The sequence below is a fragment of the Chthonobacter albigriseus genome (assembly GCF_013839445.1).
In the GTDB taxonomy this organism is placed as follows: Bacteria; Pseudomonadota; Alphaproteobacteria; order Rhizobiales; family Pleomorphomonadaceae; genus Chthonobacter; species Chthonobacter albigriseus.
On sequence record NZ_JACDIT010000001.1, the window covers coordinates 580652 to 606443 of the forward strand.

At 68.1% G+C, this 25792-nt stretch carries 22 protein-coding genes; 8 read left to right on the top strand and 14 right to left on the bottom strand.

Translation table 11 applies throughout. The features are described 5' to 3' along the window. Nucleotides 1-15: 15 nt before the first annotated feature. Together HZ321_RS02540 and HZ321_RS02545 are read right to left on the bottom strand one after the other, a co-directional pair. On the bottom strand, nucleotides 16-1812 hold the full coding sequence (locus HZ321_RS02540; RefSeq protein WP_181699898.1) for an acyl-CoA dehydrogenase C-terminal domain-containing protein: 1797 nt from the start codon (nucleotides 1810-1812) through the stop codon (nucleotides 16-18). Nucleotides 1813-1961: 149 nt separating this feature from the next. Further along, the gene (locus HZ321_RS02545; protein WP_181701710.1) at nucleotides 1962-2396 is read right to left on the bottom strand and encodes a MerR family transcriptional regulator; all 435 of its coding nucleotides are present in this window, start codon (nucleotides 2394-2396) and stop codon (nucleotides 1962-1964) included. A 356-nt stretch (nucleotides 2397-2752) separates the two neighbouring features. Between HZ321_RS02545 and HZ321_RS02550 the strand changes: the two genes are divergently transcribed. Then, nucleotides 2753-6919, top strand: coding sequence for a peptidoglycan-binding protein (locus tag HZ321_RS02550; RefSeq protein WP_181699900.1), 4167 nt, complete (start codon nucleotides 2753-2755; stop codon nucleotides 6917-6919). Between the two features lie 21 nt (nucleotides 6920-6940). On the opposite strand, the gene HZ321_RS02555 is transcribed toward HZ321_RS02550, so the two are convergent. The 4 genes from HZ321_RS02555 to HZ321_RS02570 all read right to left on the bottom strand — a co-directional run bounded on the left by HZ321_RS02555 (nucleotide 6941) and on the right by HZ321_RS02570 (nucleotide 11031). Continuing rightward, a complete protein-coding gene (locus tag HZ321_RS02555; protein ID WP_181699902.1) occupies nucleotides 6941-7237 on the bottom strand; it encodes a ubiquitin family protein in 297 nt (98 codons plus the stop codon). 13 nt (nucleotides 7238-7250) lie between these two features. After that, on the bottom strand, nucleotides 7251-8333 hold the full coding sequence (locus HZ321_RS02560; protein ID WP_181699903.1) for a WD40/YVTN/BNR-like repeat-containing protein: 1083 nt from the start codon (nucleotides 8331-8333) through the stop codon (nucleotides 7251-7253). A 110-nt stretch (nucleotides 8334-8443) separates the two neighbouring features. Then, a complete protein-coding gene (locus tag HZ321_RS02565; RefSeq protein ID WP_181701711.1) occupies nucleotides 8444-10510 on the bottom strand; it encodes an NAD(+) synthase in 2067 nt (688 codons plus the stop codon). Between the two features lie 14 nt (nucleotides 10511-10524). After that, complete coding sequence (locus tag HZ321_RS02570) at nucleotides 10525-11031, bottom strand: nicotinamide-nucleotide amidohydrolase family protein (protein WP_181699905.1); 507 nt, start codon at nucleotides 11029-11031, stop codon at nucleotides 10525-10527. Nucleotides 11032-11295: 264 nt separating this feature from the next. Here HZ321_RS02570 and HZ321_RS02575 point away from each other — a divergent pair, with 264 nt between their 5' ends. Further along, nucleotides 11296-12225, top strand: coding sequence for a TSUP family transporter (locus HZ321_RS02575; protein WP_181699907.1), 930 nt, complete (start codon nucleotides 11296-11298; stop codon nucleotides 12223-12225). After that, on the top strand, nucleotides 12222-12989 hold the full coding sequence (locus HZ321_RS02580) for a TIGR02186 family protein (protein ID WP_181699909.1): 768 nt from the start codon (nucleotides 12222-12224) through the stop codon (nucleotides 12987-12989). Before HZ321_RS02575 ends, HZ321_RS02580 begins: the two co-directional genes overlap by 4 nt. Here the strand turns inward: HZ321_RS02580 and pdeM are convergent. The 3 genes from pdeM to HZ321_RS02595 form a co-directional block, all read right to left on the bottom strand. Continuing rightward, a complete protein-coding gene (gene pdeM, locus HZ321_RS02585; RefSeq protein ID WP_181699911.1) occupies nucleotides 12986-13711 on the bottom strand; it encodes a ligase-associated DNA damage response endonuclease PdeM in 726 nt (241 codons plus the stop codon). The genes HZ321_RS02580 and pdeM overlap by 4 nt on opposite strands. Nucleotides 13712-13807: 96 nt before the next feature. Next, nucleotides 13808-16315 (bottom strand): ligase-associated DNA damage response DEXH box helicase, encoded by a 2508-nt coding sequence (locus HZ321_RS02590; RefSeq protein WP_342343799.1) that lies wholly within the window; start codon nucleotides 16313-16315, stop codon nucleotides 13808-13810. A 79-nt stretch (nucleotides 16316-16394) separates the two neighbouring features. Beyond that, a complete protein-coding gene (locus HZ321_RS02595; protein ID WP_181701712.1) occupies nucleotides 16395-16805 on the bottom strand; it encodes a tellurite resistance TerB family protein in 411 nt (136 codons plus the stop codon). Nucleotides 16806-16968: 163 nt separating this feature from the next. Between HZ321_RS02595 and HZ321_RS02600 the strand changes: the two genes are divergently transcribed. Continuing rightward, nucleotides 16969-18633, top strand: coding sequence for a lysine--tRNA ligase (locus tag HZ321_RS02600; protein ID WP_181699915.1), 1665 nt, complete (start codon nucleotides 16969-16971; stop codon nucleotides 18631-18633). Between the two features lie 7 nt (nucleotides 18634-18640). Here HZ321_RS02600 and HZ321_RS02605 read toward each other — a convergent pair whose 3' ends face one another. Together HZ321_RS02605 and HZ321_RS02610 are read right to left on the bottom strand one after the other, a co-directional pair. Continuing rightward, nucleotides 18641-19357: a thermonuclease family protein gene (locus HZ321_RS02605; protein ID WP_181699917.1), complete on the bottom strand. Its 717-nt coding sequence runs from the start codon at nucleotides 19355-19357 to the stop codon at nucleotides 18641-18643. A 73-nt stretch (nucleotides 19358-19430) separates the two neighbouring features. Beyond that, a complete protein-coding gene (locus tag HZ321_RS02610; protein WP_181699919.1) occupies nucleotides 19431-20048 on the bottom strand; it encodes a helix-turn-helix domain-containing protein in 618 nt (205 codons plus the stop codon). 160 nt (nucleotides 20049-20208) lie between these two features. Here HZ321_RS02610 and HZ321_RS02615 point away from each other — a divergent pair, with 160 nt between their 5' ends. Together HZ321_RS02615 and HZ321_RS02620 are read left to right on the top strand one after the other, a co-directional pair. Continuing rightward, a complete protein-coding gene (locus HZ321_RS02615) occupies nucleotides 20209-20568 on the top strand; it encodes a DUF952 domain-containing protein (protein ID WP_181699921.1) in 360 nt (119 codons plus the stop codon). Next, complete coding sequence (locus HZ321_RS02620; RefSeq protein WP_181699923.1) at nucleotides 20565-21650, top strand: quinone-dependent dihydroorotate dehydrogenase; 1086 nt, start codon at nucleotides 20565-20567, stop codon at nucleotides 21648-21650. The genes HZ321_RS02615 and HZ321_RS02620 overlap by 4 nt, the downstream gene beginning before the upstream one ends. Before the next feature lie 72 nt (nucleotides 21651-21722). On the opposite strand, the gene HZ321_RS02625 is transcribed toward HZ321_RS02620, so the two are convergent. Beyond that, the gene (locus HZ321_RS02625; protein ID WP_181699925.1) at nucleotides 21723-22493 is read right to left on the bottom strand and encodes a c-type cytochrome; all 771 of its coding nucleotides are present in this window, start codon (nucleotides 22491-22493) and stop codon (nucleotides 21723-21725) included. Between the two features lie 233 nt (nucleotides 22494-22726). Here HZ321_RS02625 and HZ321_RS02630 point away from each other — a divergent pair, with 233 nt between their 5' ends. Further along, nucleotides 22727-23452 carry a 3-deoxy-manno-octulosonate cytidylyltransferase gene (locus HZ321_RS02630; RefSeq protein ID WP_181699927.1) on the top strand — a complete coding sequence of 242 codons (726 nt, stop codon included), beginning with the start codon at nucleotides 22727-22729 and terminating at the stop codon, nucleotides 23450-23452. A 94-nt stretch (nucleotides 23453-23546) separates the two neighbouring features. Next, complete coding sequence (locus HZ321_RS02635) at nucleotides 23547-24428, top strand: prephenate dehydratase (protein WP_181699929.1); 882 nt, start codon at nucleotides 23547-23549, stop codon at nucleotides 24426-24428. On the opposite strand, the gene nudC is transcribed toward HZ321_RS02635, so the two are convergent. Next, the gene (gene nudC / locus HZ321_RS02640; protein ID WP_181699930.1) at nucleotides 24429-25346 is read right to left on the bottom strand and encodes an NAD(+) diphosphatase; all 918 of its coding nucleotides are present in this window, start codon (nucleotides 25344-25346) and stop codon (nucleotides 24429-24431) included. A gap of 11 nt (nucleotides 25347-25357) precedes the next feature. Then, the gene (locus tag HZ321_RS02645) at nucleotides 25358-25789 is read right to left on the bottom strand and encodes an HIT domain-containing protein (protein ID WP_181699932.1); all 432 of its coding nucleotides are present in this window, start codon (nucleotides 25787-25789) and stop codon (nucleotides 25358-25360) included. Nucleotides 25790-25792: the final 3 nt, after the last annotated feature.

A 25792-nucleotide genomic window follows, 5' to 3' on the forward strand; every position in this document is an offset into this window, starting at 1 on the left:
TGTTTTTCGTGCCGGTCAGAAGGCTTCGGCCGGCAGAGCCATGATCGCCTCCGATCCTGCCGAGATGCGGGCGAGGTGGGCGCCGGTCTCGGGCAGGACGCGCTCCATGAAGAAGCGTGCCGTGACGAGCTTGCGCTCCATGAACGCCGCGTGGCCGTTGGCGCCGGCCTTCAGCTTCTCCTGCGCCGTCTCGGCCATGCGCGCCCACATGTAGGCGAGCACGACGAGGCCTAGGAGGTGCATGTAGTCGGTGGAGCCGGCGCCGGCATTGTCGGGGTTCTTCATGCCGTTGGCGAGGAACCACATGGTCGCCTTCTGGAGATCGTCGGCGGCCTTCTTCAGTGGCCCGACGTAGGGCTTCATCGCCTCGTTCTCGGCGTGGCCAGCCACGTATTCGGCGATCTCCCGGAAGAAGGCCTGGATGGCGCGGCCGTTGTTGGCGGGCAGCTTGCGGCCGACCAGGTCGAGCGCCTGGATGCCGTTGGCGCCTTCGTAGATCATGGCGATGCGGGCGTCGCGGACGAACTGCTCCATACCCCACTCGGCGATGTAGCCGTGGCCGCCGTACATCTGCTGGGCCTGGACCGCGCTGTCGAAGCCCTTGTCGGTGAGCACGCCCTTGATGACGGGGGTCATCAGGCCGAGGAAGTCGTCGGCGACGGCGCGATCGGTCTCGTCGCCGGAGCGGTGGGCGACGTCGGACTTCAGGGCCGTCCACAGGATCAGCGCCCGGCCGGCCTCGTTGAGGGCGCGGATGGTCATCAGCGTGCGTCGGACGTCGGGGTGCACGATGATGGGGTCGGCGGCCTTGTCCGGGCTCTTCGGTCCGGTGAGGGAGCGGCCCTGGATGCGGTCGCGGGCGTAGGCGACGGCGTTCTGGTAGGCGACCTCGCCCTGGGACAGACCCTGGACGCCAACGCCGAGGCGGGCCTCGTTCATCATCGTGAACATGGCGCGGAGGCCCTTGTGCTCCTCGCCGATCAGCCAGCCGGAGGCGCCGTCGTAGTTCATGACGCAAGTGGAGTTGCCGTGGATGCCCATCTTCTCCTCCAGCGCACCGCAGGCGACCGCGTTGCGGGTGCCGGGATTGCCGTCGGCGTCGGGAATGAACTTCGGCACGACGAAGAGCGAGATGCCCTTCACCCCCTCCGGCGCGCCCTCGATGCGGGCGAGGACGAGGTGGACGATGTTCTCGGTCAGGTCGTGTTCGCCGGCGGAGATGAAGATCTTGGTGCCCGTGATGCGGTAGGAGCCGTCGCCCTGCGGCACCGCGCGGGTGCGCAGAAGGCCGAGGTCGGTGCCGCAATGCGGCTCGGTGAGGTTCATGGTGCCGGTCCAGGTTCCGGCGATCATCTTCGGCAGGTAAAGCGCCTTCAGCTCCGGCGTGCCGTGGTTGGCGAGCGCGGCGATCGCGCCTTGCGTCAGGCCGGGGTACATGCCCCAGGCCATGTTCGCCGACGAGACGAACTCGGACACGGCGGCGGCAAGAGTGTAGGGCAGCCCCTGACCGCCGAAGTCCGGATCCGCGGCGAGACCGACCCAGCCGGCGGCGGCATAGGTGTCGTAGGCGGCCTTGAAGCCGGTCGGCGTGCGGACGCTGCCATCGGGCGCCCGGACGCAGCCTTCGCGGTCGCCGACGCGGTTGAGCGGTTGGAGGACCTCCTCGGCGAACTTGCCGGCCTCGCCGAGGATCGCCTCCACCACATCCGGGGTCGCGTCGGCGAAGCCGGGCAAGTTGGCATGACGCTGCATGCCGAAGACGTCGTTCAGCAGAAAGAGCGTGTCTTCGACGGGGGCGCGATAGATGGGCATCGAGTTCTCCGGACGGTCGGCGCCGGGGCGTGTCGCCCATCAGCAAGGGATCCTTGCGTGCGGCACCTTACGTTTGCGTAAAGGTCAACTCGATATACGGGAGCCTGGGCAATCAGGCAAGGCGGTGACGTTGCGGCAGGCCCGCGATTTCATCGCTGGCCGGCGGCCTCCTTCTCCTTCAGCAGTCCCGAAACCACCGATGTCGTGCGCCGCAGTTCGGCGAGGGCCTGCTCGATGTCCTTCTTCTGCTGCTCCAGGACGGCGATCTGTTCGTTGAACTTGTTGAGAGCCACCTTCAGCTGGGTAACCTGCCCGTCACGCAGGTCGTAGAGATCGAGCATGTCCTTGATCTCGGTGAGCGAGAAGCCCACCCGCTTGCCCATCAGCACCAACTTGAGGCGTGCCCGATCACGGCGGGAATACAGCCGATTCAAGCCGTCTCGCTTGGGGTTGAGAAGCGCCTTGTCTTCGTAGAAGCGCAGCGTGCGCAAGGTGACGCCGAACTCGCGGGCGAGGTCGCCGATGGTGAACATCGTCGCCTTGGACGGGTCGCCATCGTCCACACCGAAATCATCGGCATTCATGGCCGTCGCGTCGAACCCGGCCTCGATATTCTGAATCACTGTCTCCACTCCACCTCAATCACGGCGTCCGGCGATCCCAACCCGGACCTTCCGCTTACGTCAACGCACCATGTCATCAGATTGCCTTCACGGCAACTGTCGCCCCGGCGGTTTCGGGATCAGGCCGATTTGCACCGCTTCGCTTACCGCTGATTCATCCACCTTAAGGAAGTGCTGACGAAGCGGCGCAATCTTAACCGCTGGTTAACCTTGAAACCGGAAATTCCATCAATAAGGCGTGGCTGGAGTCCGTCCGTGATTCCCGTTCCGCGCGGTGTGGTCGGCAAAGCGTGCCGCCCAACCAAAGGAGAATTCGCATGACGTCGCGAGATGGATCGCGTCAGGGCCGTTCGGATGCCGGGCATGGCGCGTCCCCGGACAGCCTGGAGCCGGAGATCCACGGAGCCGCAGGCACCGGGCAGGAGCCGATCGGCCGCATTCTCGCTTCCTTGGACAAACTCGGTGCGCGCATTCGAGCGCTGGCCGCCGAACCTGGCGCCGACGCGCCCGCCGGCTTGCCGGTGGGCACGCCGCAAACCCGCAGCGCACCGATCGACCAGCGCGCATCGACCACACTGGATCTGAAGCGGGCTGTGGAGGAGATCGCCCGCAAGCGGGACGCCATCGAACGCCGGCATGAAATGGACCCGCCGAGGGTCCGTGCCTCGGCGGAGCGCGCCGCCCACGTGCAGGGCCTCCTGGAGCGCGCGATCGAACGCCGTGCGCCACCGCCGCACGATCCCGACAGCGGCCTCAACGAGGTTCGACGCGAATTGGCGAGCCTGCGCCGGACCGTGGAGAGCGGCGGAAACCAGGACGGCGGTACGGGCGCTCTTCTGGGAGTTTCCAGCCGCCTGGACAAGATCACCGAGGCGGTCTCGGACCACCGTCTGGTCGAGCCGCTGCGCGACGAACTCGTCGCCCTCAAGCAGGCCGTCCTCTCGCTCGACACCCAGGAACCCGTGAGGGCCCTGGAAAAGACCTACGACGAACTCGTCAACCGGCTCGACGACCTTCGGGGCGCGGTCATGCGGCCGGAACAGCTGGCCGAAGTTCTGCAGCGGATGACGGAAGTCCGCTCCATGCTGGCGCTCGCCCCGACCGAGGCCCAACTGGTCGCGGTCTCGGACCGGATCGAGGACCTGTCCCGCCGGATGGACGTGATCGCCGACAAGGCCGACACGACCGCCATCGCCGACCTGGAACGCCACGTGGTGACGATCGCGCAGGCGATCAGTTCCCTCGACGCGACTCGGATCGTGGAGGTGGTCGACAGCCGCCTCGCCGATCTCGACGCGCAGATCGCCAGCCTTGCCAAACATATGTCCGACACCGAGCCGCTTGCCCGCGTCAGCGATGCGGTGGAGCGGCATGCGGGCGTCCTGTCGCAGATCGCGGAAGCGTCGGACCAGATCCCCCGCGTCGCCGTCGAACTGGAACGCCAGGCGGCCGGCTTCGAGAAGCTGGCCAAGTCGGTCGAGGCGATGCCGCGCCTGTCGAAGGATGTGGCGGCCGTCCGCGACGCCGTGATCAAGGATCTCGAACAGTCGAGCCGCGGCTACGAACTCCTCGTCCAGCGCCTCGACGAGATCAACACCCGGGTGCAGTCGTCGCCGGCCGGCCTGGACAGCGCCCTCCTCGGGGAGATCGGCGACCAGTTCGTGGAGATCCTGCGCCGCCTGGAGCGGCTGGAGGGTCCGCCTCAGGAGGCGATCGTCGCGGCGATCGAAGACCGGTTCGAGCGCCTGACCAGATCGGTCGAGGAGCGGCTGAAGGCGCCGGCTAAGGGTGCGCTCGGCGAACTCACCGGCGCGGTGGCGCGCATCGAGCAACACATCGCCTCGGATTCTGCCGCCGACCGCTTCGCGGCGCTGGAGGAACGAATCTCGGATATCGGGCGGATGCTCGTCGAGCGTCCGGCGTCGGCGCCCTCCGACCTTGCGGCGCTCGAGCGCGAGATCGCCCAGCTCGGAAGTCAGATCGACACGCTGTCCCGCCTTCCCGCGCTCGGCGGGGTGGAGGCGGAGATCCGGTCGCTGGCCAACCGGATCGACACGCTGTCGCGCCCGTCGGCGGATGCGGACATGCTGGACCAGCTCGTCCAGAAGCTCGGCGACGTGATGGATCGGCTGGACGGCCCCGGCCCGGAAATGATCGTGGTCGCCGACGCGCTGGAGCGGATCGAGCGGACACTCGCAGCCATCCCGACAGGCGAAGACATCGCCGAAGCGGCCGCGCGGGTCGCGACGATCACCTACACGGAGATGGATGGGCGCGAAGCGGTGTCCGCCATCGCCCAGGTGCAGCGCGAACTCGATGCCCTGCAATCGGACATTCGCAACGCATCCAAGCGCGATCGAGATCTCCTTGTTTCGATCAGCACGACGCTGGAGCGCCTGGTCGACTCGCGGCCGGCAGATCCGCGACCCGTCGTTTCGGCTCCGGAGCCCGAGCTCGACATCGTCTCGCGCATGGCGCGGAGCACCGCCGCCGTCCCGCCGACGCCGGTGGCGCCCGCCGTTCACGCCCCGGCAGATGCGCCCGCGGCGAAGGCAGACCATTCGCGCGTGGCGGACGATGCCCACGCGGGAGACGACCTTCCGCCGTGGACCGAGGCCTTGGCCGACGTTTCGCCCCGTCTGCGCCCGACCGCGAAGCCGGCCGAGCCGGCCCCCGAGGTCATGATCGATCCGATCTCCGAGATCGCGGCCCGTTTGCGCATGCCGATGGAAGCGCCGACGGTTCCGAATCCTGAGCCGAAGCTCGGTCCGGCGGCCGCGCTTTCCACCGACGGTCCGGCCGACGACACGCCGGCGCTGGACCTGATCGACGACCAACCCCTGGAACCCGGCTCCGGCAAGCCGACCTTCGGGGCTCGTGCACCCGTTTCGTCCTTCCCCGACCCGGACGACCTTGCGGAACCGGCAATCAAGGGCGAGCCGTCGAAAGCCGATTTCATCGCGGCCGCCCGACGCGCAGCCCAGGCGGTATCGGCGGAGATGCCCGCGGCCAAGCCGAAGAAGTCGGAGAAGACCAGGCGATCGGAGAAGCGGTCGGATTCGGTCGTGCCGGCCGATTCGTCGGAGCGGGGCGGGAAGAAGTCGCTGTTCTCGGGGATCTTTGGTCCCAACAAGCGCAAGCTGATGGCCGCAGCCGCCGTCGTGGTGATGGTGGGTGCCGCCGCGGGCGCGATAGCGATCATCGGCCCGCAGCCGCTGACCGACATGGCGTCCGCGCTGTGGAGCGAGGAATCCACCCCCGCCGAGGCGCTGCCGCCGGAGATGGAAGTCGCAGCCGTGGGCGACGGAGAGATCGTCGACGTCGATCCGACCGCCGCGGCCACGGAAACGACGGCCTCGACGCCGAAACCGGCCGAACCGGTCGTCGCGGCTGCGCCGCCCGCTGCGGCGGTGTTGCCGCCGGTTGCGGAGACGATCCCGCCCGCCGCCCTGCCGGACGCCAAGTCGATGACGGCCGAACCGCTCGGGCCGGCGTCCAGCTTCTCGCCTCCGATGGCTGCAGAGCCGGCCTCGCCGGCTGCTGAAACGGAAACCGCTGTTCTCGCTCCGGATGCAGCGCCTTCCGCACCGGAGTCCCCGCCTGCGCCGCTCACCCTCTCGATCCCGACGCCGCCGGAGGCGATCGGTCCGCTGGCCCTCCGCCAGGCGGCGAGCGAGGGCAACGCCGTGGCGCAGTTCGAGATCGCGGCGCGCCTCACCGAAGGGCGCGGCGTCGACCAGGATCTTGCTCAGGCTGCGATCTGGTATGAACTCGCGGCGCAGAACGGGCTGGCCGCGGCGCAGTACCGGCTCGGCAGCTTCTATGAGAAGGGTCAGGGTCTTCCGCGCGATCTCAAAGCCGCCGCACGCTGGTACCAGGCGGCCGCCGACCAGGGCAACGTCAAGGCGATGCACAACATCGCGGTGCTGAACGCGGAGGGCGGTCTCGGCGCGCCGGACTACGCCAAGGCCGCGGACTGGTTCGAGAAGGCCGCCAACTACGGGCTGCGGGACAGCCAGTACAATCTCGGCATCCTCTATGCCCGGGGGCTCGGCGTCTCGCGCGATCTGACCGCGTCTTACAAGTGGTTCGCGCTCGCCGCCCAGGCCGGCGATCCCGATGCGGCCAAGAAGCGCGACGACGTCGCGCAGACGCTGGAGAAGGACGTGCTGGCGCGGGCTCGGCTGGCGGTCGAGACCTGGTCGCCGAAGATCGAGGATCCGGCCGCGAACTCGGTGGATACCGGCAATCCCGCCTGGGTGGACGGACCGGACAAGACCGCTTCGCTTGGGGTGGCCCTGTCGCCGATCCTGCAGGCACAGATGGTGCTCGGCAAGCTCGGCTACGACGTCGGCCCTGCCGACGGCAAGATGGGTGCGCGGACCCGCGAGGCGATCATGGCCTTTCAGCGCAAGAACGGCCTTGCGCCGACCGGCGAGGCGGATGCCGCGCTTCTCTTGGCTCTCGGGCAAGCCCGCCTCTGACGAACGGGGAAGCGGCGGCCGTCAGCCGCCGCTCACCGCCGTCAGCACGAAGACGTCCGAACCGGGCGGCAGACGACTTGCGAGGGTGAGGCGCTCGCCATCCATGAAGACGTTGATGTGACGTCTGATCGCCGGCCGGGTGTCGCACAGCCGATCGCGCATGCCCGGCCAGAGCTCATCCAGCCGGTCGAAGAGCTCCGAGACCGTGGCGGCGTGCACCTCCAGCCGCCTTGGCGCATCGGGAAAAAGGTTGGCGAAGGCGGGCGGCAGGCGCACGTGGACGGGCGCGCTGTCCGGCTCGACGTGTGCCTGCGACATCTCCCCCGCTCCTTCAGCTGCGCAGAACAAGAGTCTCCACCGACAGGATCGGTGGGAGATGCTCGGCGATCGGTTTCCAGGAGCCGCCTTCGTCGCGGCTGCCGTAGAGCTCGCCGGTGCTGGTGCCGAAGTAGACGCCGGCGGGGTCGAGGCTGTCCGTCGCCATGGCCTGCCGGAGCACGCCGAAGTAGGCGTTCTCCTGGGGCAGGCCAGCGCGGCTGTCCTTCCAGGTGTTGCCACTGTCGCCAGTGCACCAGACCGCTGCCTTGGCATCGGGCACGAAGCGCCCCTTGATGTCGCCGTTGAGCGGAAGCAGGTAGAGGCGGTCGGGATCGCGCGGATGGACCGCGGCAGGGAAGCCAAAGGTGGACGGCAGCCCCTCCTCGATGCTCTCCCAGGACTGGCCGCCGTCGTCGGAACGGTACATGCCGCAGTGGTTCTGCTGGTAGAGGCGGTTCGGCTTTCCGGGCGCCATCACGAGGCAATGCACGCACTGGCCGTATTCGGGGTAATTCTGCCCTTCCGGCATGAAGTCGGCGCGGGTGCCGCGGTTGCGGGGCTGCCACGTACGGCCGCCGTCGGCGGTATGGAATACGCCGGCCGTGGAGATGGCGACCCAGATCTGGTTCTCGTCGCTCGGGTGAAGCACGAGCGAGTGGAGGATGAGCCCACCGGCGCCCGGCTGCCACTCCGGGCGGCTCGGGTGGTCACGCAGGCCGGAGATGTGGGTGAAGCTCGCGCCGCCGTCATCGCTGACGAACAACCCGGCGGGCTCGACGCCGGCATAGACGCGGTTGCCCTTGGGGGCAAGGCTCCAGACCGATTTGACGGGCGTCTCGCCCTCGGCGTAGCCGATGCCCTCGCTGGAGTGGGTCCAGGTGGCGCCGAGGTCGGTGGACTTCCAGACGGCGGGGCCGAACCATTCGTTGCCCCCTGCCCCGTAGATCGTGCCCGTGGCGGGATCGCCGACCACGTGGTTCATCGGCCACATGTCGCAGAAAGGGCCGCGGATCGACCAGTCGTCGCGGCTCTCGTCAGCGTCGAAGATGAAGGCGCCCTTGCGGGTGCCGACCAGCAGATGAACCTTCCCGGACATGTCCCAACCTCCCGATCCCCCTCGCAGGATCGAGACTAAGCCCGGTTGGCCCGTCCTTCCAAATTCCCGCGATCCGATGGAAGACGCGCGGGACCCGCGCATCCCGACAGTCAGGCGTCGGGAATTGCATTTTCCAGTTCGGCGAGCCAGGCAGTCGCCACGCTGTCGGACGGGGCGCGCCAGTCGCCGCGCGGAGAAAGGCTTCCGCCCGAGGAGACCTTGGGTCCGTTGGGGATGGCGGAACGCTTGAACTGGCTGATCTGGAAAAAGCGGAAAAGGAAGACCTTCAGCCAGCGCTTGATCTCGGCGAGGTCGTATTCGTTGCGCTTGTCGTCCGGGAACTCGAAGGGCCAGGAGCCTGCATCCCGGTCGCGCCAGGCGTGCCAGGCGAGGAAGGCGACCTTGGAGGGCGCCATGCCGTAGCGGAGGATGTGGAAGAGGAAGAAGTCGTGCAGTTCGTAGGGTCCGATGCGCGACTGGGTGCTCTGGATGTTGCCGTCGGCGTCCGCAGGGACGAGTTCGGGCGATATCTCGGTGTCGAGAATGGCCGTGAGCGTTCGCGATACGTCATCGTCGAACTGGCCGGTGCGCACGGACCAGCGGATCAGGTACTGGATCAGCGTCTTCGGCACGCCCGTGTTGACGGCGTAGTGGCTCATCTGGTCGCCGACGCCGTAGGTGCACCAGCCGAGCGCCATCTCGGAGAGATCGCCGGTGCCGATGACGAAGCCGCTACGCTGGTTGGCGAGGCGGAACAGGTAATCGGTACGCAGGCCCGCCTGGACGTTCTCGAACGTGACGTCGTAGACCGGCTCCCCGGCCGAGAAGGGGTGGCCCATGTCCGCCAGCATCTGGCGGGCGGCGGGCCGGATGTCGATCTCGTCGGCGGTGATGCCGAGCGCCCGCATCAGCGCCCAGGCGTTGGACTTGGTGGTATCCCCCGTGGCGAAGCCCGGCAGGGTGAAGCCGAGGATCGCGCTCCGCGGCAGGCCCATGCGGTCGCAGGCCTTAGCGGCGACGATCAGGGCGTGGGTGGAATCCAGGCCGCCGGAGATGCCTATCACCATGGTCTTGCCGGCGGTGGAGCGGAACCGCTTGATCAGCGCCTCGACCTGGATGTTGAACGCTTCGTAGCAGTCGAGGTCCAGGTGCTCGCGCGAGGCGGGGACGTAGGGGAAGCGCCGAACCCGGCGGAGCAAGCCAACGTCGTCGAGCGCGGGCTGGTGCTGGAAGGAGACGGTGCGGAAGCGGGTCTCCGGGTGACCGTTCAAGGCGGCGGCGTCGTTGAAGGTGGGGGTGCGCATCCGCTCCTGGCGCAGGCGACCGACATCGACGTCGGCGGCGACGAACTGCGGCTTCTCCGGGAAGCGCTCGGACGCGGCGAGCGCCTCTCCGAGTTCGTGGATCATGCCCTGGCCGTCCCAGGAGAGGTCGGTGGAGCTCTCGCCGCCGCCGGCGGCTGAATAGACGTAGGCGGCGGCGCAGCGGGACGACTGGGACGCAGACAGCAGCGCGCGGTCGACGGCCTTGCCCACGGTGATGTTGGAGGCGGAGAGGTTGCAGAGGATCAGGGCGCCGGCCAGCGCGCCGAGGGTGGAGGGCGGCGTCGGGGCCCAGTAGTCCTCGCAGATCTCAACGTGGAAGATGAAGTCGGCGAGGTCGGCGGCGGCAAACAGGAGGTCCGTGCCGAAGGGCGCGGTCTGCCCGGCGACGGTGACCTCCAGCCCGGAGAGTCCGGCGCCGGAGGCGAACCAGCGCTTCTCGTAGTACTCGCGGTAATTCGGCAGGAAGGTCTTCGGCACCACGCCGAGGATGCGGCCACGCGCGATCGCCAGGGCACAGTTGTAGAGCCGGCCCTGGCGGCGGACCGGGGCGCCGACGAGGAGCACGGTCGCCAGGCCGCGGCTCGCATCGACGATGGCGGCGATTCCGGCCTCCACGGCCTCGAGGAGCGCGTCCTGCAGGTGCAGGTCGTCGATCGCATAGGACGAGATGCCGAGTTCCGGAAAGACCGCGAGGTCGACACGCGCGGCATCCACCTCGCGGGCGAGCGCGATGGTCTCCGCGGCATTGGCGGCGGGATCGGCGGTGGCGACGGCGGGCGTGCAGGCGGCCACGCGCACGAACCCGTGGCGGTGGATCGAGCGAAACTCTGCGGACTTGCCGGAGCCGGCCATCGCGGAAACCTCTGTCAAGACAGCATCTCCCTCAGCAGTCCGAGACCCGTCCGGACGCAGGCGATGCGGATCGCCCCGCGGCCGACATCGCCGAAGTGGGCTTCCAGGTGCCGGGTCGGGCGCCCCCTGCGGGCCGAGGCGAAGTGCACCAGGCCCGGCTCGTCGCCCGGGCCCGCCGGACCGGCGAAACCGGTCACCGACAGGCTGATGTCGGCTGGGGAATGGGCCAGGGCGCCCTCGGCGAGCGCAACGGCGACTGCGCGGGACACGGCCCCCTCCTTCTCCAGCATCTCCATGGGCACGCCGAGCATCTGGTGCTTGGCATCCTCGGTATACACCACAAAACCCCTTTCGAAGGCGTGTGAGCAACCCTCCACGTCGGTGAGGAGAGAGGCGATCAGCCCGCCGGTGCAGCTTTCGGCCGTGGTGATCTTCAGATCGCGCTCGCAGGCTTGCTTCAGAACCCGCTGGATGGCGGCTTCGACATCGTCGGGCAGCACGTCGGAAAGGGTTTCGGTCACGCTGAGGTCCTTCGTTCCGGAACAGCCCCCTGGAGACGAACAACCGGGATCGTGATCCGGTTCGCGGCCCTAGAGCCGCGGAGCGACACTTCTATGCCTCAGTCTCGAATAAAATGCTCCGGGCAGGACCGAATATCCGGCTCCGCAATACTTGGTCCATATCTTTCGAGCCATCCTCCGAGCCGGGAGCGGCGTCCGTTTCGGCCGGCATCCATCTTTTCCGAACGACCCTGCCGGGTCATGCCCACCATTTGCGGAGCGTACGTGGAACTCTACCTGCCCATCGCGGAACTGCCGATGAACGTGTTCATGCTGCTCGGCATGGGTGCGGCGGTGGGGTTCCTGTCGGGCATGTTCGGCGTGGGCGGCGGCTTTCTCCTGACTCCGCTTCTGATCTTCTCGGGAATTCCGCCCGCCGTGGCCGTCGCCACGGTGTCGAGCCAGATCGTCGCCTCGTCGGCTTCGGGAACCCTGGCCTATATCCGCAAGAAGACGATCGACGTGAAGCTTGGCGGGTTCCTGCTCGTCTCCGGCATGATCGGATCCGGCATCGGTGTGTGGGTCTTCGGCCTGCTGCGAGCCGTCGGGCAACTCGACCTCGTCATCGCGCTCTCCTACGTGACCTTTCTTTCCACCGTCGGTGCCTTGATGCTGACCGAGGCGCTTCGCGCCATCGCGGCGCAGCGGGCCGGCAAGCCGCTGCCGGTCGGGCGGCCCGCCGCACGCGGATGGATGCAGCGGCTGCCGCTGCGCGTGCGCTTTCCCCGGTCGAAGCTGGCGATCTCCGCAATTCCGGTCGTTGTACTCGGCGTCGCGATCGGGTTTCTCGGCGCCCTGCTCGGCATCGGCGGCGGGTTCATCATGGTTCCGGCGCTCATCTACATCCTCAAGGTGCCGACCTCGATCGTCATCGGCACCACGCTGATGCAGACGCTCGGCACCATGGCCTTCGCAACGATCATGCAGGCGTCCACCAACCAGACCGTGGACGCGGTGCTCGGGCTCTGCCTGATGGTCGGCGGCGTGATCGGTGCGCAGTTCGGCGCCCAGGTCGGGCAGCGGCTGCGCGGCGAGACACTGCGCGCGCTGCTCGGGCTGCTCGTGCTGTCCGTGGGTGTGCGGTTCGCGGTCGATCTCGTGGTGATGCCGAAGGAGCTCTACTCGATCACGCACTCCTCGGGGGCGGGGCTATGAAGCGCCTCATCGCCGCCCTGATCGCCGCAGGCGCCTGCCTGGCGTCGCCTTCCGCCCGAAGCGAGCAACTCGTCACCGCGCTTTCCCACGATGCCGTGTCGATCACGTCGAACTTCACCGGCTCGCAGGTGGTGATCTTCGGCACCATCGAGCGTGACGCACAGACGGTGGCCCGCTCGTCGAATTACGAGGTGGTGGTGGCGCTGTCCGGCCCGCTCACGACACTGGTGACGCGGCGCAAGGACCGAACCGTGGGGCTCTGGATCAACCGGGACTCCGAACGGATCGGGCGGGTGCCGTCTTTCCTTTCGGTGCACTCGACCAACGACCTGGAGGCAATCGCCGCCCCCAGCCTTCGCGCGCAGCTCGGCATCGGGCTGGACATGTTGCCGATCAACGCAACGACGTCCAAGACGCCTCCGGTCCGCACCGATTTCGAGGACGCGTTCCTGCGCCTGATGCAGGAGTCGCGGCTCTACAAGCAGGAGGAAGGGTCGGTCGAGTTCCTGAGCGCGCAGCTGTTCCGCGTTCCGGTGGTGCTGCCGGCCAACGTGCCGGTCGGGACCTACACGGCCACGGTGTTCCTGTTCCGTGACGGCGCGATGCTCTCCACCACGTCCGAGGAGATGATCATCGAGAAGGTGGGGTTCGAGCAGTTGATGACGCTCTACGCCCACCAGCACGGACTGATCTACGGCATCGGCACCGTGCTGATCGCCTGCCTGACGGGATGGCTGGCCGGCATCATCTTCCGCCGCGACTAGTCCGGCACCAGCATCGGTCCGCGGACGGGATACACGCGCTGGTCGCCGATCATCCACGCGATCATGCGGACGCGATCGAACATGCCGCGATAGGCATCGTCCAGCACGTTGAGCCCGCCGGTGTAGGCGCCGAAGGCTGGCAGGATGCAACGGGCGCCGTCGCTGACGAAAGCGCGGCGGCGGAGGGCGCGACCCCGTACGCCCACGCGCGCGCAGGGGTGCAGGTGGCCGGCAATCTCGCCGGTCTGGCGACCGCGGCCGGGTTCGTGCCGGAATACCAGCGGGCCGATGGCGACGATGTCGACGGACTGGCCACCGAGGCCTTCGGGCGGTTCGGGGTCGTGGTTGCCGGTGATCCAGAGCCAGTCCACCGCGGCGGTCAGGGCGCGTATGCGGTTTCGCTCGCCTTCCATCAGACGGCCGTCGGCGGCGCGGTCGTGAAAGCTGTCGCCGAGCGCGATGACCCGCTTGGGAGATAAACGACGGACGACCTCCTCGAGCGCACCGAGTGTGGTCCGGGTATCATAGGGCGGCAGGAAGCGGCCGCGCATGCCCTGCGATGTGCCCTTCTCGAAGTGGAGGTCGGCGACCACGAGGAGTTCCTCCTCGGGCCAATGCAGCGCGCCCGACCAGTCCAGCCGGACGGCGGCGCCGGAAAGATGGATCAGACCGTCACGGGTGAGCACAGGGGGTTCCGGATCCGGAGAAGCGAGAGCGGTCATGATAGCAGACGCGCCCGGCCGCTGCGTCGTCGTGACAGCCATCCCGTCCGGCTGGGAAGAAATCCCTTCCCGCTTCGTTCCAGAGCCATCCCGCCCTCATTGCATCGCATCTGCGATCAGGTCGTCGGCGGCCTCGCGCAGGAGTTCCTCCTCGCCCTCGCCGCCCGCGACCCGTTCACGCCCGATCTCCAGCATCACCGGAACGGCGAGCGGGGAGATCACGTCGAGCCTCTTGTGCACGATATGTCCGCTGATTCGCGACAGCATCTGCGACAGGCGGGCGATATCGAGCAGGCCTCCGGCGGCGTCGGCCCAGGTGGCCCGCATCAGGATGTGGTCGGGTTCGTGGGTGCGCAGGACGTCGTATATCAGGTCGGTGGAGACGGTGACCTGGCGGCCCGACTTCTCCTCGCCGGGGTGTTTCTTCTCCACCAGGCCGGAGATGAGGGCGCAGGCGCGGAAGGTGCGCTTCAAGAGGTAGCTGTCGGCCATCCAGGCATCGAGGTCGTCGCCGAGCATGTCCTCGTCGAAGAGCTGGTGGACGCTGGGGCGCTTCACGGCAAAGAGGTGGCCGAGGTCCTCCAGCCCCCAGACGGCGACACAGTAGTCGGTCGCCACGAAGCCGATCGGCTTGGCTCCCATGCGGTCGAGGCGGCGGGTGAGGAGCATGCCGAGCGTCTGATGCGCGAGCCGACCCTCGAAGGGATAGGCGACCATGTAGAAGCGGTTGCCACGCGGGAAGGTCTCCACCAGCAGTTCGTCGAACTTCGGCAGGACGGATTTCAACTGCTGGATCTCCAGCCACTCGGCGACCTGGGTCGGCAGGCGCTTCCAGGTCTCCGGGTCGCCCAACATCCGGCGGACGCCCTCGGCGAGGAAGGTGGAGAGGGGGAACTTGCCGCCGGCGTAGATGGGGATCTTGGCCTCGGTGTCGCGGGAGCGGGAGACGATCACCTCGTTCTCGCGGATGCCCTCGTAGCGCAGCACCTCGCCGGCGAAGAGGAAGGTGTCGCCGGGCGCCATGGTCTCGCAGAAGTACTCCTCGATCTCGCCGAGGATGCGGCCGCCCATCACCGGACCGGTGCCGCGGACCTTGCCGCCAAGGCGCACCTTCATCAGCGGCGCCTCGATGATGGTACCGACATTCAGCCGGTACTGCTGGGCGAAGCGAGGATGGGTCAGCCGCCAGGTGCCGTCGGCGGTGAGGCGGATCTTGGCGTAGCGCTCGTAGGAGCGCAGCGCGTAGCCGCCGGTCGCCACGAAGTCGACGACGCGCTCGAAGGTCTCCCAGTCGAGCCCGCGGTAGGGATAGGCCGAGACGATCTCGGCGTGGAAGTCGAGCGGGCGGAACGGCCCGGAGACGGCGCGGCCGAGGACGTGCTGGGCGAGGACGTCGAGGGCGCCGTCGCGGATCGGCGGCGTGTCCTGCGCGCCGAGGTAGTTGGCGTCGAGGGCGGCCTTGCACTCCATCACCTCGAAGCGGTTGGCCGGGACCAGCACGGCGCGGGACGGCTCGTCCATACGGTGGTTGGCGCGGCCGATGCGCTGGGCGAGGCGGCTGGCGCCTTTCGGCGCGCCGACGTGGACGACGAGGTCGACGTCGCCCCAGTCGATGCCGAGGTCGAGCGTCGAGGTCGCGACAACCGCCCGCAGGGAGCCGGCCGCCATCGCGGCTTCCACCTTGCGGCGGCGGGAAGCGTCGAGCGAGCCGTGGTGGAGGGCAATCGGCAGCGCGTCGTCGTTATGGTTCCAGAGCTCGGCGAACAGCATCTCCGCCTGGGAGCGCGTGTTGACGAAGATCAGCGTCATCCGGTGGGCGGCAATCTCCTTCATCACCTCACCGATCGCGTAGCGGGCGGAATGGCCGGCCCAAGGAACGCGTTCTTCGGTGTCGAGGATGCGGATCTCGGGCCGCGCTCCGCCCGCCACGGTGACGAGGTCGGCCAGCGCAGGGGGCTCGCCCGGCCTCTGCGGCACCAGCCAGCCGCGCAGGTCGTCAGGCTCGGCGACGGTGGCCGACAGGCCGACCGTGCGGATGGCCGGAGCGATCGACCGCAGGCGAGCGAGGCCGAGCGCGAGCAGATCGCCGCGCTTGGAGGTGACGAGCGCGTGGAGTTCGTCGAGCACGACGGTCTTCAGGTCCTCGAAGAAGGTCGAGGCATCATCGGCCGCAATCAGCAGCGCGAGCTGCTCCGGCGTCGTCAGGAGGATGTCCGGCGGGGCGAGCTTCTGGCGCTGGCGCTTGTGGCTCGGCGTGTCGCCGGTGCGGGTCTCCACCGTGATGGCGAGACCCATCTCGCTGATCGGCTTCTCAAGGTTCCGCTCGATGTCGACGGCCAGCGCCTTCAGGGGCGAGATGTAGAGGGTGTGGATGCCGCGGCGGCGGGTGCCTGGCTTGTGGCGGCCACGGGCGGCGATCTCGACCAGAGACGGCAGAAAGCCGGCCAGCGTCTTGCCGGCGCCGGTGGGTGCGATGAGGAGCACGGACCGGCGTTCGCCAGCCTTCTCCAGCAGCGCGACTTGATGCGGCCGCGGGGTCCAGCCACGGGCAGCGAACCAGTCGGCAAAGCGCGGAGGGAGAAGGTCGGTGGGCGCGGAGGTCACGAGGGCGGACGATAGTGGAGAACGAATAGGGAATCCATCTCCACGTCGCCGGTACCGCCCGACCATACTCCCCGAGTCGTCACACGCCCTTGCGGTAGCGGACGCGGGCGGAGTGCTCGATGGCGGCGACGGCGAGCTTGGGGAGCTCGAAGCGATCCTCCAGCATCTGCAGGAACACGAGTTCCTCCTGCTTGACCAGGAGGTCGGCGGCCGCGACCTCGACGGCGAGCGCGTAGGCGGTCTCGTGCAGGCGTTGCGGCAGGCTCTCGGCAACCAGGTCGAGGATGCGGTCGAGGCCGTCGGGCTCGGCCAGCCGCGCGGCGGCAGTTTCGGCGATGCGACCGACGTCGCCTTCGAAATCGTTGAACACGGGCATCAGGCTGACGAGATGGCCAAGCTGCTCCATTTCCCGTTCTGTCATGGTGTGGTCGGCGGCGGACGTCACCACCATGACCCAGATCAGCGCTTCGTGCTTGGACAGCTTCGTCATCATCCCCTCGCAATTCTTGCCGGGCCCCATGTGGGGCGGATGCGACCTAACCACAAGCGCGGAATGCGCTCAAATCCGCTCTGAACCCGCATTGACGGGAACGGATGCGGTCCATACTTTCCGCCGTCCGCCCGACCGGGCGGTTTCCTTCTCGAGGCAACCGATGACCACCTCCGCCGACCCCGCCACGCTTCACGATCCCGCGCTTCTCGCCGCGGCCGGCCGCTCCAAGGCCTGGCCCTTCGAGGAAGCCAAGAAGATCGTGGACAGGTTGGCGAAACGGGGACATCCGGAACGCGGGGTGATCTTCGAGACGGGATACGGACCGTCCGGGCTGCCGCATATCGGCACCTTCGGCGAAGTGGCGCGCACGACCATGGTGCGGCACGCCTTCCGCATCCTCACCGAGGACAAGATCGCCACACGGCTGATCTGCTTCTCCGACGACATGGACGGCATGCGCAAGGTGCCGGAGAACGTGCCGAATCCCGACCTGCTCCGGCCGCATCTGGGCAAGCCGCTGACGCGCGTGCCGAACCCCTTCTCCAACGAGTGGCCGAGCTTCGGGCACAACAACAACGCCAAACTGCGCAGCTTCCTCGACACCTTCGGCTTCGACTACGAGTTCATGTCGGCGACCGAGGTCTACGCCGCCGGCGTGCTCGACGAGAAGCTGCTGGAGATGCTGAAGCACTACGACGAGGTCATGGCGATCATGCTGCCGACGCTGCGCGAGGAGCGGCGGAAGACCTACTCGCCGTTCCTGCCGGTGCACCCGAAGACCGGCGTCGTCATGCAGGTGCCGGTCGAAGATCGCAACGTCGCCGCGGGAACCATCGTCTGGACCGACCCGGACACCGGTGAGCGGTTCGAGACGCCGGTCACCGGCGGACACGCCAAGGCGCAGTGGAAGCCGGACTGGGCGCTTCGGTGGGCCGCGCTCGGCGTGGACTACGAGATGAGCGGCAAGGACCACATCGACAACGTGAAGACGTCGTCGAAGATCTGCCGGGTGCTCGGCGGCGTGCCGCCGGAGGGATTCAACTACGAGCTCTTCCTGGACGAGAACGGGGAGAAGATCTCCAAGTCCAAGGGCAACGGCCTGACCATCGACGAGTGGCTGACCTACGCCTCGCCGGACAGCCTGGCGCTCTACATGTTCCAGAAGCCGAAGACGGCCAAGAAGCTGTTCTTCGACGTCATCCCGCGGGCGGTGGACGAGTATTTCACCTTCCTGGAGAAATACCCGGAGCAGGACGCGGACACCAAGCTGCAGAACCCGGTCTGGCACATCCATTCCGGCAATCCACCGGTGACGCCGGTGCCGATCAGCTTCTCGATGCTGCTGAATCTCGTTTCGGCGAGCCACGCGCACGACAAGGCGACGCTGTGGGCCTACATTTCGCGGCACCAGCCCGGGATCTCCGCGGCCACCCATCCCAAGCTCGACGAGCTCGCGGGCTACGCGATCCGCTTCTACGAGGACCGGGTCGCGCCGACCAAGCAGTTCCGGGCTCCGGACGAGGTGGAGCGGGCGGCGCTGGCGGCTTTGCGGGACGCGCTCACCGGCCTCCCGGCCGACGCGTCGGCAGAAACCGTGCAGGACGCAGTGCTGTCGGTGGCACGCAAGTTCGAGCGTTACCAGGATCCGTCGAAGAAGAGCCCGGACGGCGGCCCCGGCGTCAGCCTGGAATGGTTCTCGGCGCTCTACCAGATCCTGCTCGGCCAGGATAAGGGGCCGCGGTTCGGATCCTTCGCGGCGCTCTACGGCCTGAAGGAAACGGCGGCGATGATCGACGACGCGCTTGCGGGTCGACTGAAGGTCTGAAAGGCGTTCAGCCGGCGATGACGCCCAGCGGGGCCGGACCGAAGCGGCCCCGGCGCTGGTCCTTGGCGGCCGCATGGAGGGGCGACAGCACCTTGTCCTCGTGGGTGGGGTCGGCCCAGCCCATCTCCACCAGCCATTTGGCCAGATCGCGCGGGCCCACGGCGCAATGTGCCGTGGGATTTCGTGGATCGGTGGTGTCGACCATGCTGCATTCCAGGGAGCGTCCCCCGATCAGGCGCGCCAGCTCGGCACGGGCCTTGGCGCCGCACTTCCATTCGACCCCGGCAGTGTCCCTGCAGGTCTCGTCGAAAGCCGGCGTTCGGATGCCGGCGATGGAAACCACGATCGCCTCGCCTTTGCGAACGACCCTGAAGTGGCCGGCGTCGAGCACGACGATGCGGCGGAAGACGTCGGTGGGTTTCGGCCGGTCGAGAGTCTCGATCTTGGGCGGCGCGATACGCTTGAGCGGGCCGTCGACAGCTGGTCCTGGCGTCACTCCCGGCGGGGTGACGTCGCGGGCCTTCGCCGCGACGGTGTCGACGAGAGCGGCCACGGCCTGCGTTCCCCCGGTGGGGACGAGGTCGGCGCCGGCCGCCGAAGCATCCGCCGCGATCTCGTCTGTGGGGGAGAGAGTGGATCGAAAACCGTCGTCAGGGGTGCCGTAGGCCAGGAAGAGCCATGCGCCGCAGATCGCAGTGATCAACGGACCGCCCAGGAGGGGCATCGACCACGTCGACCAGAATCCCCTTCGCTTGCGTGCATGCGCCCCGACCAAGACGTCCGCCTCCTCGCATTTCTCACTGGCTGGCCCATAGGATCCGCGCCAGGAACACCGACCCTTTGACAGGGAGCCGGATGGTTCCGGTCCCGTCCAGGCGCGTCAGATCCAGGTCCGCCCGTCCGCGCGCCTTCACCTGCAACACGCTCGCCTCCCCGTCCGTTCCCACGGCGAGAACGCGGTCGCCGGGACCGATCTCGGCGTCGGGCGATACGATCAACGTGCCACCCGCCCTGTAGAGCCCGCCGACCGCCGACGCAGGAACGGCGACCATGAAGAGGGCGACACCGGGCTGGGCCGGGAACCATCCGCCGGACTCTTCACCTCCGGTTTCGTCGTCCCGAGGCACGGTCTCCTCGGCAAAGCCCCCCGCTGGCTGGACCGCCCGCCGAACAACGGGGGCGGAGAGACGCCGAACGGCATGTCCTTTCTGTTCGAGCCCGAGGCCGAGATAGAATTCGACCACGTTGGTGCCCGTCGCATCGAGAATCTTAGCGAGCGATTCGGTCGATGGCCAGCGGAGACGTCCGTCGTTCGCCACACGCTTGGACTTGTTGAAGGTCGTAGGATCGAGGCCAGCCCGCCGCGCCAGCCCGGAGACGGACAGTCCGTTCCGGGCAGCCAGCGAATCGATCAATCCCCAGATTCGGTCATGGGAGAGCATAGGCGCGCGGTCCAGCATCGAAAGTCTCGCAGCCGCGGCTTGTTTCCCCGCGCCGGGAGGGATAATCGGCAGGGCGGCCCTGCCCATCCGGCTGGCCGCCCCGTTTACGCCAGAACTCTGGAGATCCGCCGCCGTGAGCCGGTTCATCTACAAGATCGTGCCGCGCGGCCTCTGGGCCGAAGCCGAGCGGGCGGGCGCCTTCTCGGGAGCGCCGGTGGACCACAGCGACGGGTATATCCATCTTTCCGACGCAACCCAAGTCGTCGAGACGGCCTCCCGACATTTTACCGGGGCGGCCGACCTCCTGCTGGTGAGCGTCGACGCCGGGGCGCTGGGCGATGCGCTCCGGTGGGAGCCGTCGCGCGGGGGCCAGTTGTTTCCTCATCTCTACGGACCCCTTCCCTTGTCAGCGGTCACGGCTGTGGTGCCGCTGCCGCTCGGCGCGGATGGCCGACACCTGTTCCCGACAGACCTCGGCGGAGCGGGCACATGACCCTAGCGACCCTCGCCTCCGGCCTGCTGCGCCGGTTCGATCCGGAGACCGCGCACGGCTTGGCCATCAAAGCCTTGAAGTACGGGGTTGTTCCCGCTCCGCTTCCGGTCAGGGACACGCGCCTCCAGGTCCGCTTCTTCGATCTGACACTGGCCAATCCCCTCGGCATGGCCGCGGGCTTCGACAAGAACGCCGAGGTGCCGGACGCCCTCATAGCGATGGGGTTCGGCTTCGCGGAGGTCGGCACGCTCACGCCGCGGCCGCAATCGGGCAATCCGAAGCCGCGCATCTTCCGGCTTCCCGAGGCGAAGGGCGTGATCAACCGGCTGGGGTTCAACAACGAAGGGCACCAGAGCGCGCTGGCACGCCTTTCGGCGCGCAGCGGCAACGGCGTGGTTGGGGTCAACGTCGGGGCCAACAAGGACAGCCAGGACCGGGCGGGCGACTATGTGGCCGGCGTGAGCCTGTTCGCGCGGTTCGCCTCCTACTTCACCGCCAACGTGTCGTCGCCGAACACGCCGGGCCTGCGCGATCTGCAGGCGCGCGAGGCGCTCGACGACCTGCTCGGCCGGGTGGTCGGGGCGCGGGACGACACGATCGATGCGGCGGGGCGGCGGGTGCCGGTGCTTCTGAAGATCGCTCCCGATGTCACCGAGGAAGGGCTCGACGACATCGCCGATGTGGCGATCCGGCGAGGGATCGACGGGCTGATCGTGTCCAACACCACCGTGTCGCGGGCCGGGCTCACCCATCCGCTGGCGGGAGAGACCGGCGGGCTTTCGGGCGCGCCGCTGTTCGAGCGGTCGACCATCGTGCTGGCCAAGATGCGCGAACGGGTCGGACCCAAGCCGTTCATCATCGGGGTGGGGGGCGTCGCGGACGCGGCGAGCGCGGTGGAGAAGATCGCCGCCGGGGCCGACGCGGTGCAGCTCTACACCGGGTTCATCTACGGCGGACCGGCTCTTGTGCCGGCCATCCTGACGGGGATGCTGTCGATCCTGGACCGGGAGAAGGTCTCCAGCGTGGCCGCGCTGCGGTCGACGCGGCTCAGCGCCTGGGCGGATCGCCCGATCCCGGTCTGATTCCCGTCTGATCCCAAAGAAAAGGCCGGGCTTCCGGCCCGGCCTGTCGTCACTGTTCGTCCGCCAGCGGACTCACTGGGCCGGCGCAGGAGCGGGCTGCTCAGGGGTCGCGGCGGGCGCTTCGGCGGGGGTGCCTTCTGCCGGTGCTGCCGGAGCTTCGCCGGTTGCAGGGGCTGCCGGGGCAGCCTCGGCCGGGGCCGGGGCAGCTTCCGCGGCCGGAGCGGCCTCGGGCGCCGGAGCAGCGTCGGCGGCAGGGGCAGCTTCAGCAGCAGGAGCGGCTTCAGCAGCGGGAGCGGCGTCGGCGGCCGGGAGCGGCAGCGGGCTGTCGCTCAGCGTGTTCATGTAGGCGATGAGATCAGCGCGATCCTGAGACTTCTTCAGGCCGGCGTAGCCCATCTTGGTGCCGGGCACGTGCCCCTTGGGATTGGCGATGAACGCGTCCAAGTGCTCGAAGTCCCATGCCGGGTTTGCGTTGCCGAATTCGACCATCGCCTGGGAATAGGCATAGCCTTCGTGGCTCCCCGGCTTGCGGCCAACCGTAGCCCAGAGGCCCGGGCCGGTCTTGTTCGCTCCACCCTTTTCAAAGTCGTGGCAGGAACCGCAGGCCTTCGACGCCTTCATGCCGTTCTCGGTGCTGGCAGAGGCCAGACGGACGGCGATGGGCTCCTCGGCGGCGCCGGCATCGGCTTCCGCGGGTGCGGCTTCCTCGGCCGCAGCGACCTCGAAGCCGGGCGTCTCCGGTTCGGGCACGTGGTAGATGGCATCGGCCAGAAGGCCGGTACCCATGCCGAAGACCAGCGTACCCAGAACCGCGGCGGCAACTTTGTTGAATTCGAGGGACATTCAGGGCTCCAGAAACCACGGTGCGGGGGAAACGACCACCGATCGGCCCCGCGTGGGAAGCCGGAGGCCGAGGTCCTGTCCCCACCCGGAAATCGGCCGGAAACTACAAACTTTCCCAGCCCGATGTCCATACGTATAACGCAGACCCGGTTGAGACTTTTGTACCCGCTCGGCGATGCAACGATAGCGCCCTTCGCGCGGAAGCCAAGGAGCAGAACGGAATGAGGAAGCCGATGAAAGCTCTTGTGGTCATTCCCGCGCGCCTTGCGGCGACGCGCCTGCCCAACAAGCCGCTTGCCGACATCGGCGGCGAGGCGATGATCGTTCATGTCTGGAGACGGGCGATGGAGGCCGATATCGGGCCGGTCGTGGTCGCGTGCGACGCCGAACCTGTGGCCGCGGCGATTCGGGCGGCCGGCGGCGACGCGGTGCTGACGCGGCCCGACCATCCGAGCGGGTCCGACCGGGTCTATGAGGCAATCGGCCGCATCGATCCCAATGGCACCTGCGAGGTGGTGGTGAACGTGCAGGGCGACCTTCCTACCGTGGCGCCCGGGTCGATCCGCGCCTGCTTCGCACCTCTGGAGGACCCCGAGGTGGACGTGGCGACGCTGGCGGCGGAAATCCGCCTGGAGCACGAGAGGACGGATCCGAACGTGGTCAAAGTGGTGGGGTCGCCGCTCGGCCCCGACCGGCTCCGCGCCCTCTACTTCACGCGAGCGACAGCGCCATGGGGGGACGGGCCGCTCTTCCATCACATCGGCCTCTACGCCTTCCGCCGAACGGCCCTGGAGCGTTTCGTGTCGCTGCCACCCTCCGTCCTGGAACGGCGGGAGAGGCTGGAGCAGCTGCGCCTCCTGGAAGCGGGGATGCGGATCGACGTCGCGCTGGTGGACGACGTGCCGCTCGGGGTCGACACGCCGGAGGACCTGGAACGGGCGCGGGCCGTGCTCGCCTGAAGCCCGGCGCGACGGCTATCCCCTTTCCTCCCGGCGGCGGCTCGGATAGAGGTCGCCTCGGCGTTTCGCCGACCGTCACCAGAACGAGTGTCCGATGTCCAAGCTGCGCGTCGTCTTCCAGGGGGAACCAGGGGCCAATTCCCATCTCGCGGCACTGGCGGTGTTTCCAGACGGCGAGGCGATCCCCTGCCCGACCTTCGAGGACTGCTTCGCGGCACTGGAAGGCGGCGGCGCCGACCTCGGGATGATCCCGATCGAGAACTCGGTCGCCGGCCGGGTGGCCGACATCCACCACCTGCTGCCGACGTCGTCGCTGCACATCATCGGCGAGCATTTCGAGCCGATCCATCACCAGCTGATGGGTCTCAAGGGCACCCGGCTTTCCGATCTCAAGTCTGTGCAGAGCCACGTGCAGGCGCTCGGTCAGTGCCGCCAGACGCTGCGTTCGCTCGGGCTTGCAGCGGTGATCGGCGCGGATACGGCGGGTTCCGCCCGGCAGATCGCCGAGCGCGGCGATCCGTCGGTCGGCGCGCTCGCCTCGCGGCTTGCCGCCGAGATCTACGGGCTCGACATCCTGAAGGAGGACTGCGAAGACGCCGCGCACAACACCACGCGTTTCGTCATCCTGTCTCCGGAGGCCCGACCGGCGCCCGCGCAAGGCACGCCGACGATCACCAGCTTCGTGTTCCGCGTCCGCAACATGCCCGCCGCGCTCTACAAGGCGCTCGGCGGCTTCGCGACGAACGGCGTCAACATGACCAAGCTGGAGAGCTATCAGCTGGAGGGGCAGTTCTACGCGTCGCAGTTCTATGCCGACGTCGAGGGCCATCCGGAGGACCAGCCGCTGAAGTTCGCGCTGGAGGAACTGGCGTTCTTCAGCCACGAGGTCCGCATCCTCGGCACCTATCCGGCCGACCCGTTCCGCGAGAAGATCCGCGAGCCCGAGGCGGAAAAGGGCCTCAGGCCGGCGGAATGATCAGCCCTCGGCCCAGTGGCCGATCAGGCTGCGGGCGATCGCAAGTTTCGGCGGGCAGAAAAGACCGTCCGGATGCTGTCCGGCGAGCATGGACAGAACCTCGTCGCGGGGGAACCAGCGGCAGTCCTCCAGCTCGTCGCGGTCGATGACGATCTCGGTACTCTCGGCGGTGCCGATACAGCCGATCATCAGCGACGAGGGGAAGGGCCAGGGCTGGCTGGAATGGTAATCCACCCGGCCGACGCGGATGCCGGCCTCCTCGTAAGTTTCCCGGCGAACCGCGTCCTCGATCGTCTCCCCCGGTTCCAGGAACCCGGCGAGACAGGAATAGCTGCCCGGCTTGAAGCGGGGCTGGCGGCCGAGGAGGCAGCGGTCGCCGTCAACCGACAGCATGATCACCACCGGGTCGACGCGCGGGAAATGCTGCGCCTGGCAATGGGCGCAGTCGCGCCGGTAGCCTGCCTGGGAGGGAACCGTCGCGCGGCCGCAGTTGGCGCAGAAGCCATGCCGCTGGTGCCAGGCGAGCAACGAGCGGCCCTGCGCCACGGGACCGTAGAGGTCGTCGTCGACCTCGCCCTCCAGCGCGAGGCTGCGGAGGTCGGTGACCACGAGTTCGTCGGCCGGTTCGCCAGGCAGCAAGGCCGCAAAGCGCGGCGCCCCGTCGGGCATCCAGCCGAGCAGCACGCTTTCATGGAGGTCGGCGCCGAGACGCTTCGCGCGCGCCAGATCGAACACGGCCGGGGAGGCGGTCGTCGGATCGAGGACGATCCGGTCGTCGACATAGAGGAAGGCGCCGGCTCGCACATCGGCCAACGCATCGGCCATCACCGACGGGTCGCCTCGTTTCTCAGACCGGCGATCGAGCGGGTTCACCGAGAAGCCGTTGCGGCTGGACGCATCTCGAAAGCTGTCCGTCATTCCACTTCCTCTCAGAAGCCGGCCGGCTTCAGGTGGCCGCCGAGGCGGGCCGCGATCCGTTCGGCCATGTCCTGCGCGGAGGCATCCGAATAGGGCCGGGCGGGCACCCTGCCCCACACCGGACCCGGCCAGGCCGGATCCGTGTCGAAACGCGCGATCACATGGACATGCAGTTGCCGGACCATGTTGCCAAGGGCCGCGACATTCAGCTTCACCGGCTCCGTCGCCGCCTTCAGGGCCGAAGAAACGATGGCGATCTCGTCCATCAGAAGCACGCGTGATTCGCGGTCGAGGTCGATCAGTTCGACGAGACCGGCCCGGCGCGGGACCAGCACGAGCCACGGCCAGGTCGCGTCGTTCATCAGGAGAAGCCGGCAGAGCGCGAGGTCGCCGAGGACCTTGGTGTCCGCTGACAGGCGTGGATCGAGCGCGAAGTCGGGCATGAC

Excerpts from the sequence above, each read along its gene's own strand:
- HZ321_RS02580 (WP_181699909.1), top strand. The coding sequence starts at position 12,222 with ATGAAGCGCCTCATCGCCGCCCTGATCGCCGCAGGCGCCTGCCTGGCG.
- HZ321_RS02630 (WP_181699927.1), top strand. The coding sequence starts at position 22,727 with ATGAAAGCTCTTGTGGTCATTCCCGCGCGCCTTGCGGCGACGCGCCTG.
- pdeM (WP_181699911.1), bottom strand. The coding sequence starts at position 13,711 with ATGACCGCTCTCGCTTCTCCGGATCCGGAACCCCCTGTGCTCACCCGT.
- HZ321_RS02595 (WP_181701712.1), bottom strand. The coding sequence starts at position 16,805 with ATGACGAAGCTGTCCAAGCACGAAGCGCTGATCTGGGTCATGGTGGTG.
- HZ321_RS02555 (WP_181699902.1), bottom strand. The coding sequence starts at position 7,237 with ATGTCGCAGGCACACGTCGAGCCGGACAGCGCGCCCGTCCACGTGCGC.
- HZ321_RS02605 (WP_181699917.1), bottom strand. The coding sequence starts at position 19,357 with ATGCCCCTCCTGGGCGGTCCGTTGATCACTGCGATCTGCGGCGCATGG.
- HZ321_RS02620 (WP_181699923.1), top strand. The coding sequence starts at position 20,565 with ATGACCCTAGCGACCCTCGCCTCCGGCCTGCTGCGCCGGTTCGATCCG.
- nudC (WP_181699930.1), bottom strand. The coding sequence starts at position 25,346 with ATGACGGACAGCTTTCGAGATGCGTCCAGCCGCAACGGCTTCTCGGTG.
- HZ321_RS02645 (WP_181699932.1), bottom strand. The coding sequence starts at position 25,789 with ATGCCCGACTTCGCGCTCGATCCACGCCTGTCAGCGGACACCAAGGTC.
- HZ321_RS02635 (WP_181699929.1), top strand. The coding sequence starts at position 23,547 with ATGTCCAAGCTGCGCGTCGTCTTCCAGGGGGAACCAGGGGCCAATTCC.
- HZ321_RS02540 (WP_181699898.1), bottom strand. The coding sequence starts at position 1,812 with ATGCCCATCTATCGCGCCCCCGTCGAAGACACGCTCTTTCTGCTGAAC.
- HZ321_RS02625 (WP_181699925.1), bottom strand. The coding sequence starts at position 22,493 with ATGTCCCTCGAATTCAACAAAGTTGCCGCCGCGGTTCTGGGTACGCTG.
- HZ321_RS02565 (WP_181701711.1), bottom strand. The coding sequence starts at position 10,510 with ATGGCCGGCTCCGGCAAGTCCGCAGAGTTTCGCTCGATCCACCGCCAC.
- HZ321_RS02560 (WP_181699903.1), bottom strand. The coding sequence starts at position 8,333 with ATGTCCGGGAAGGTTCATCTGCTGGTCGGCACCCGCAAGGGCGCCTTC.
- HZ321_RS02600 (WP_181699915.1), top strand. The coding sequence starts at position 16,969 with ATGACCACCTCCGCCGACCCCGCCACGCTTCACGATCCCGCGCTTCTC.
- HZ321_RS02545 (WP_181701710.1), bottom strand. The coding sequence starts at position 2,396 with ATGAATGCCGATGATTTCGGTGTGGACGATGGCGACCCGTCCAAGGCG.
- HZ321_RS02550 (WP_181699900.1), top strand. The coding sequence starts at position 2,753 with ATGACGTCGCGAGATGGATCGCGTCAGGGCCGTTCGGATGCCGGGCAT.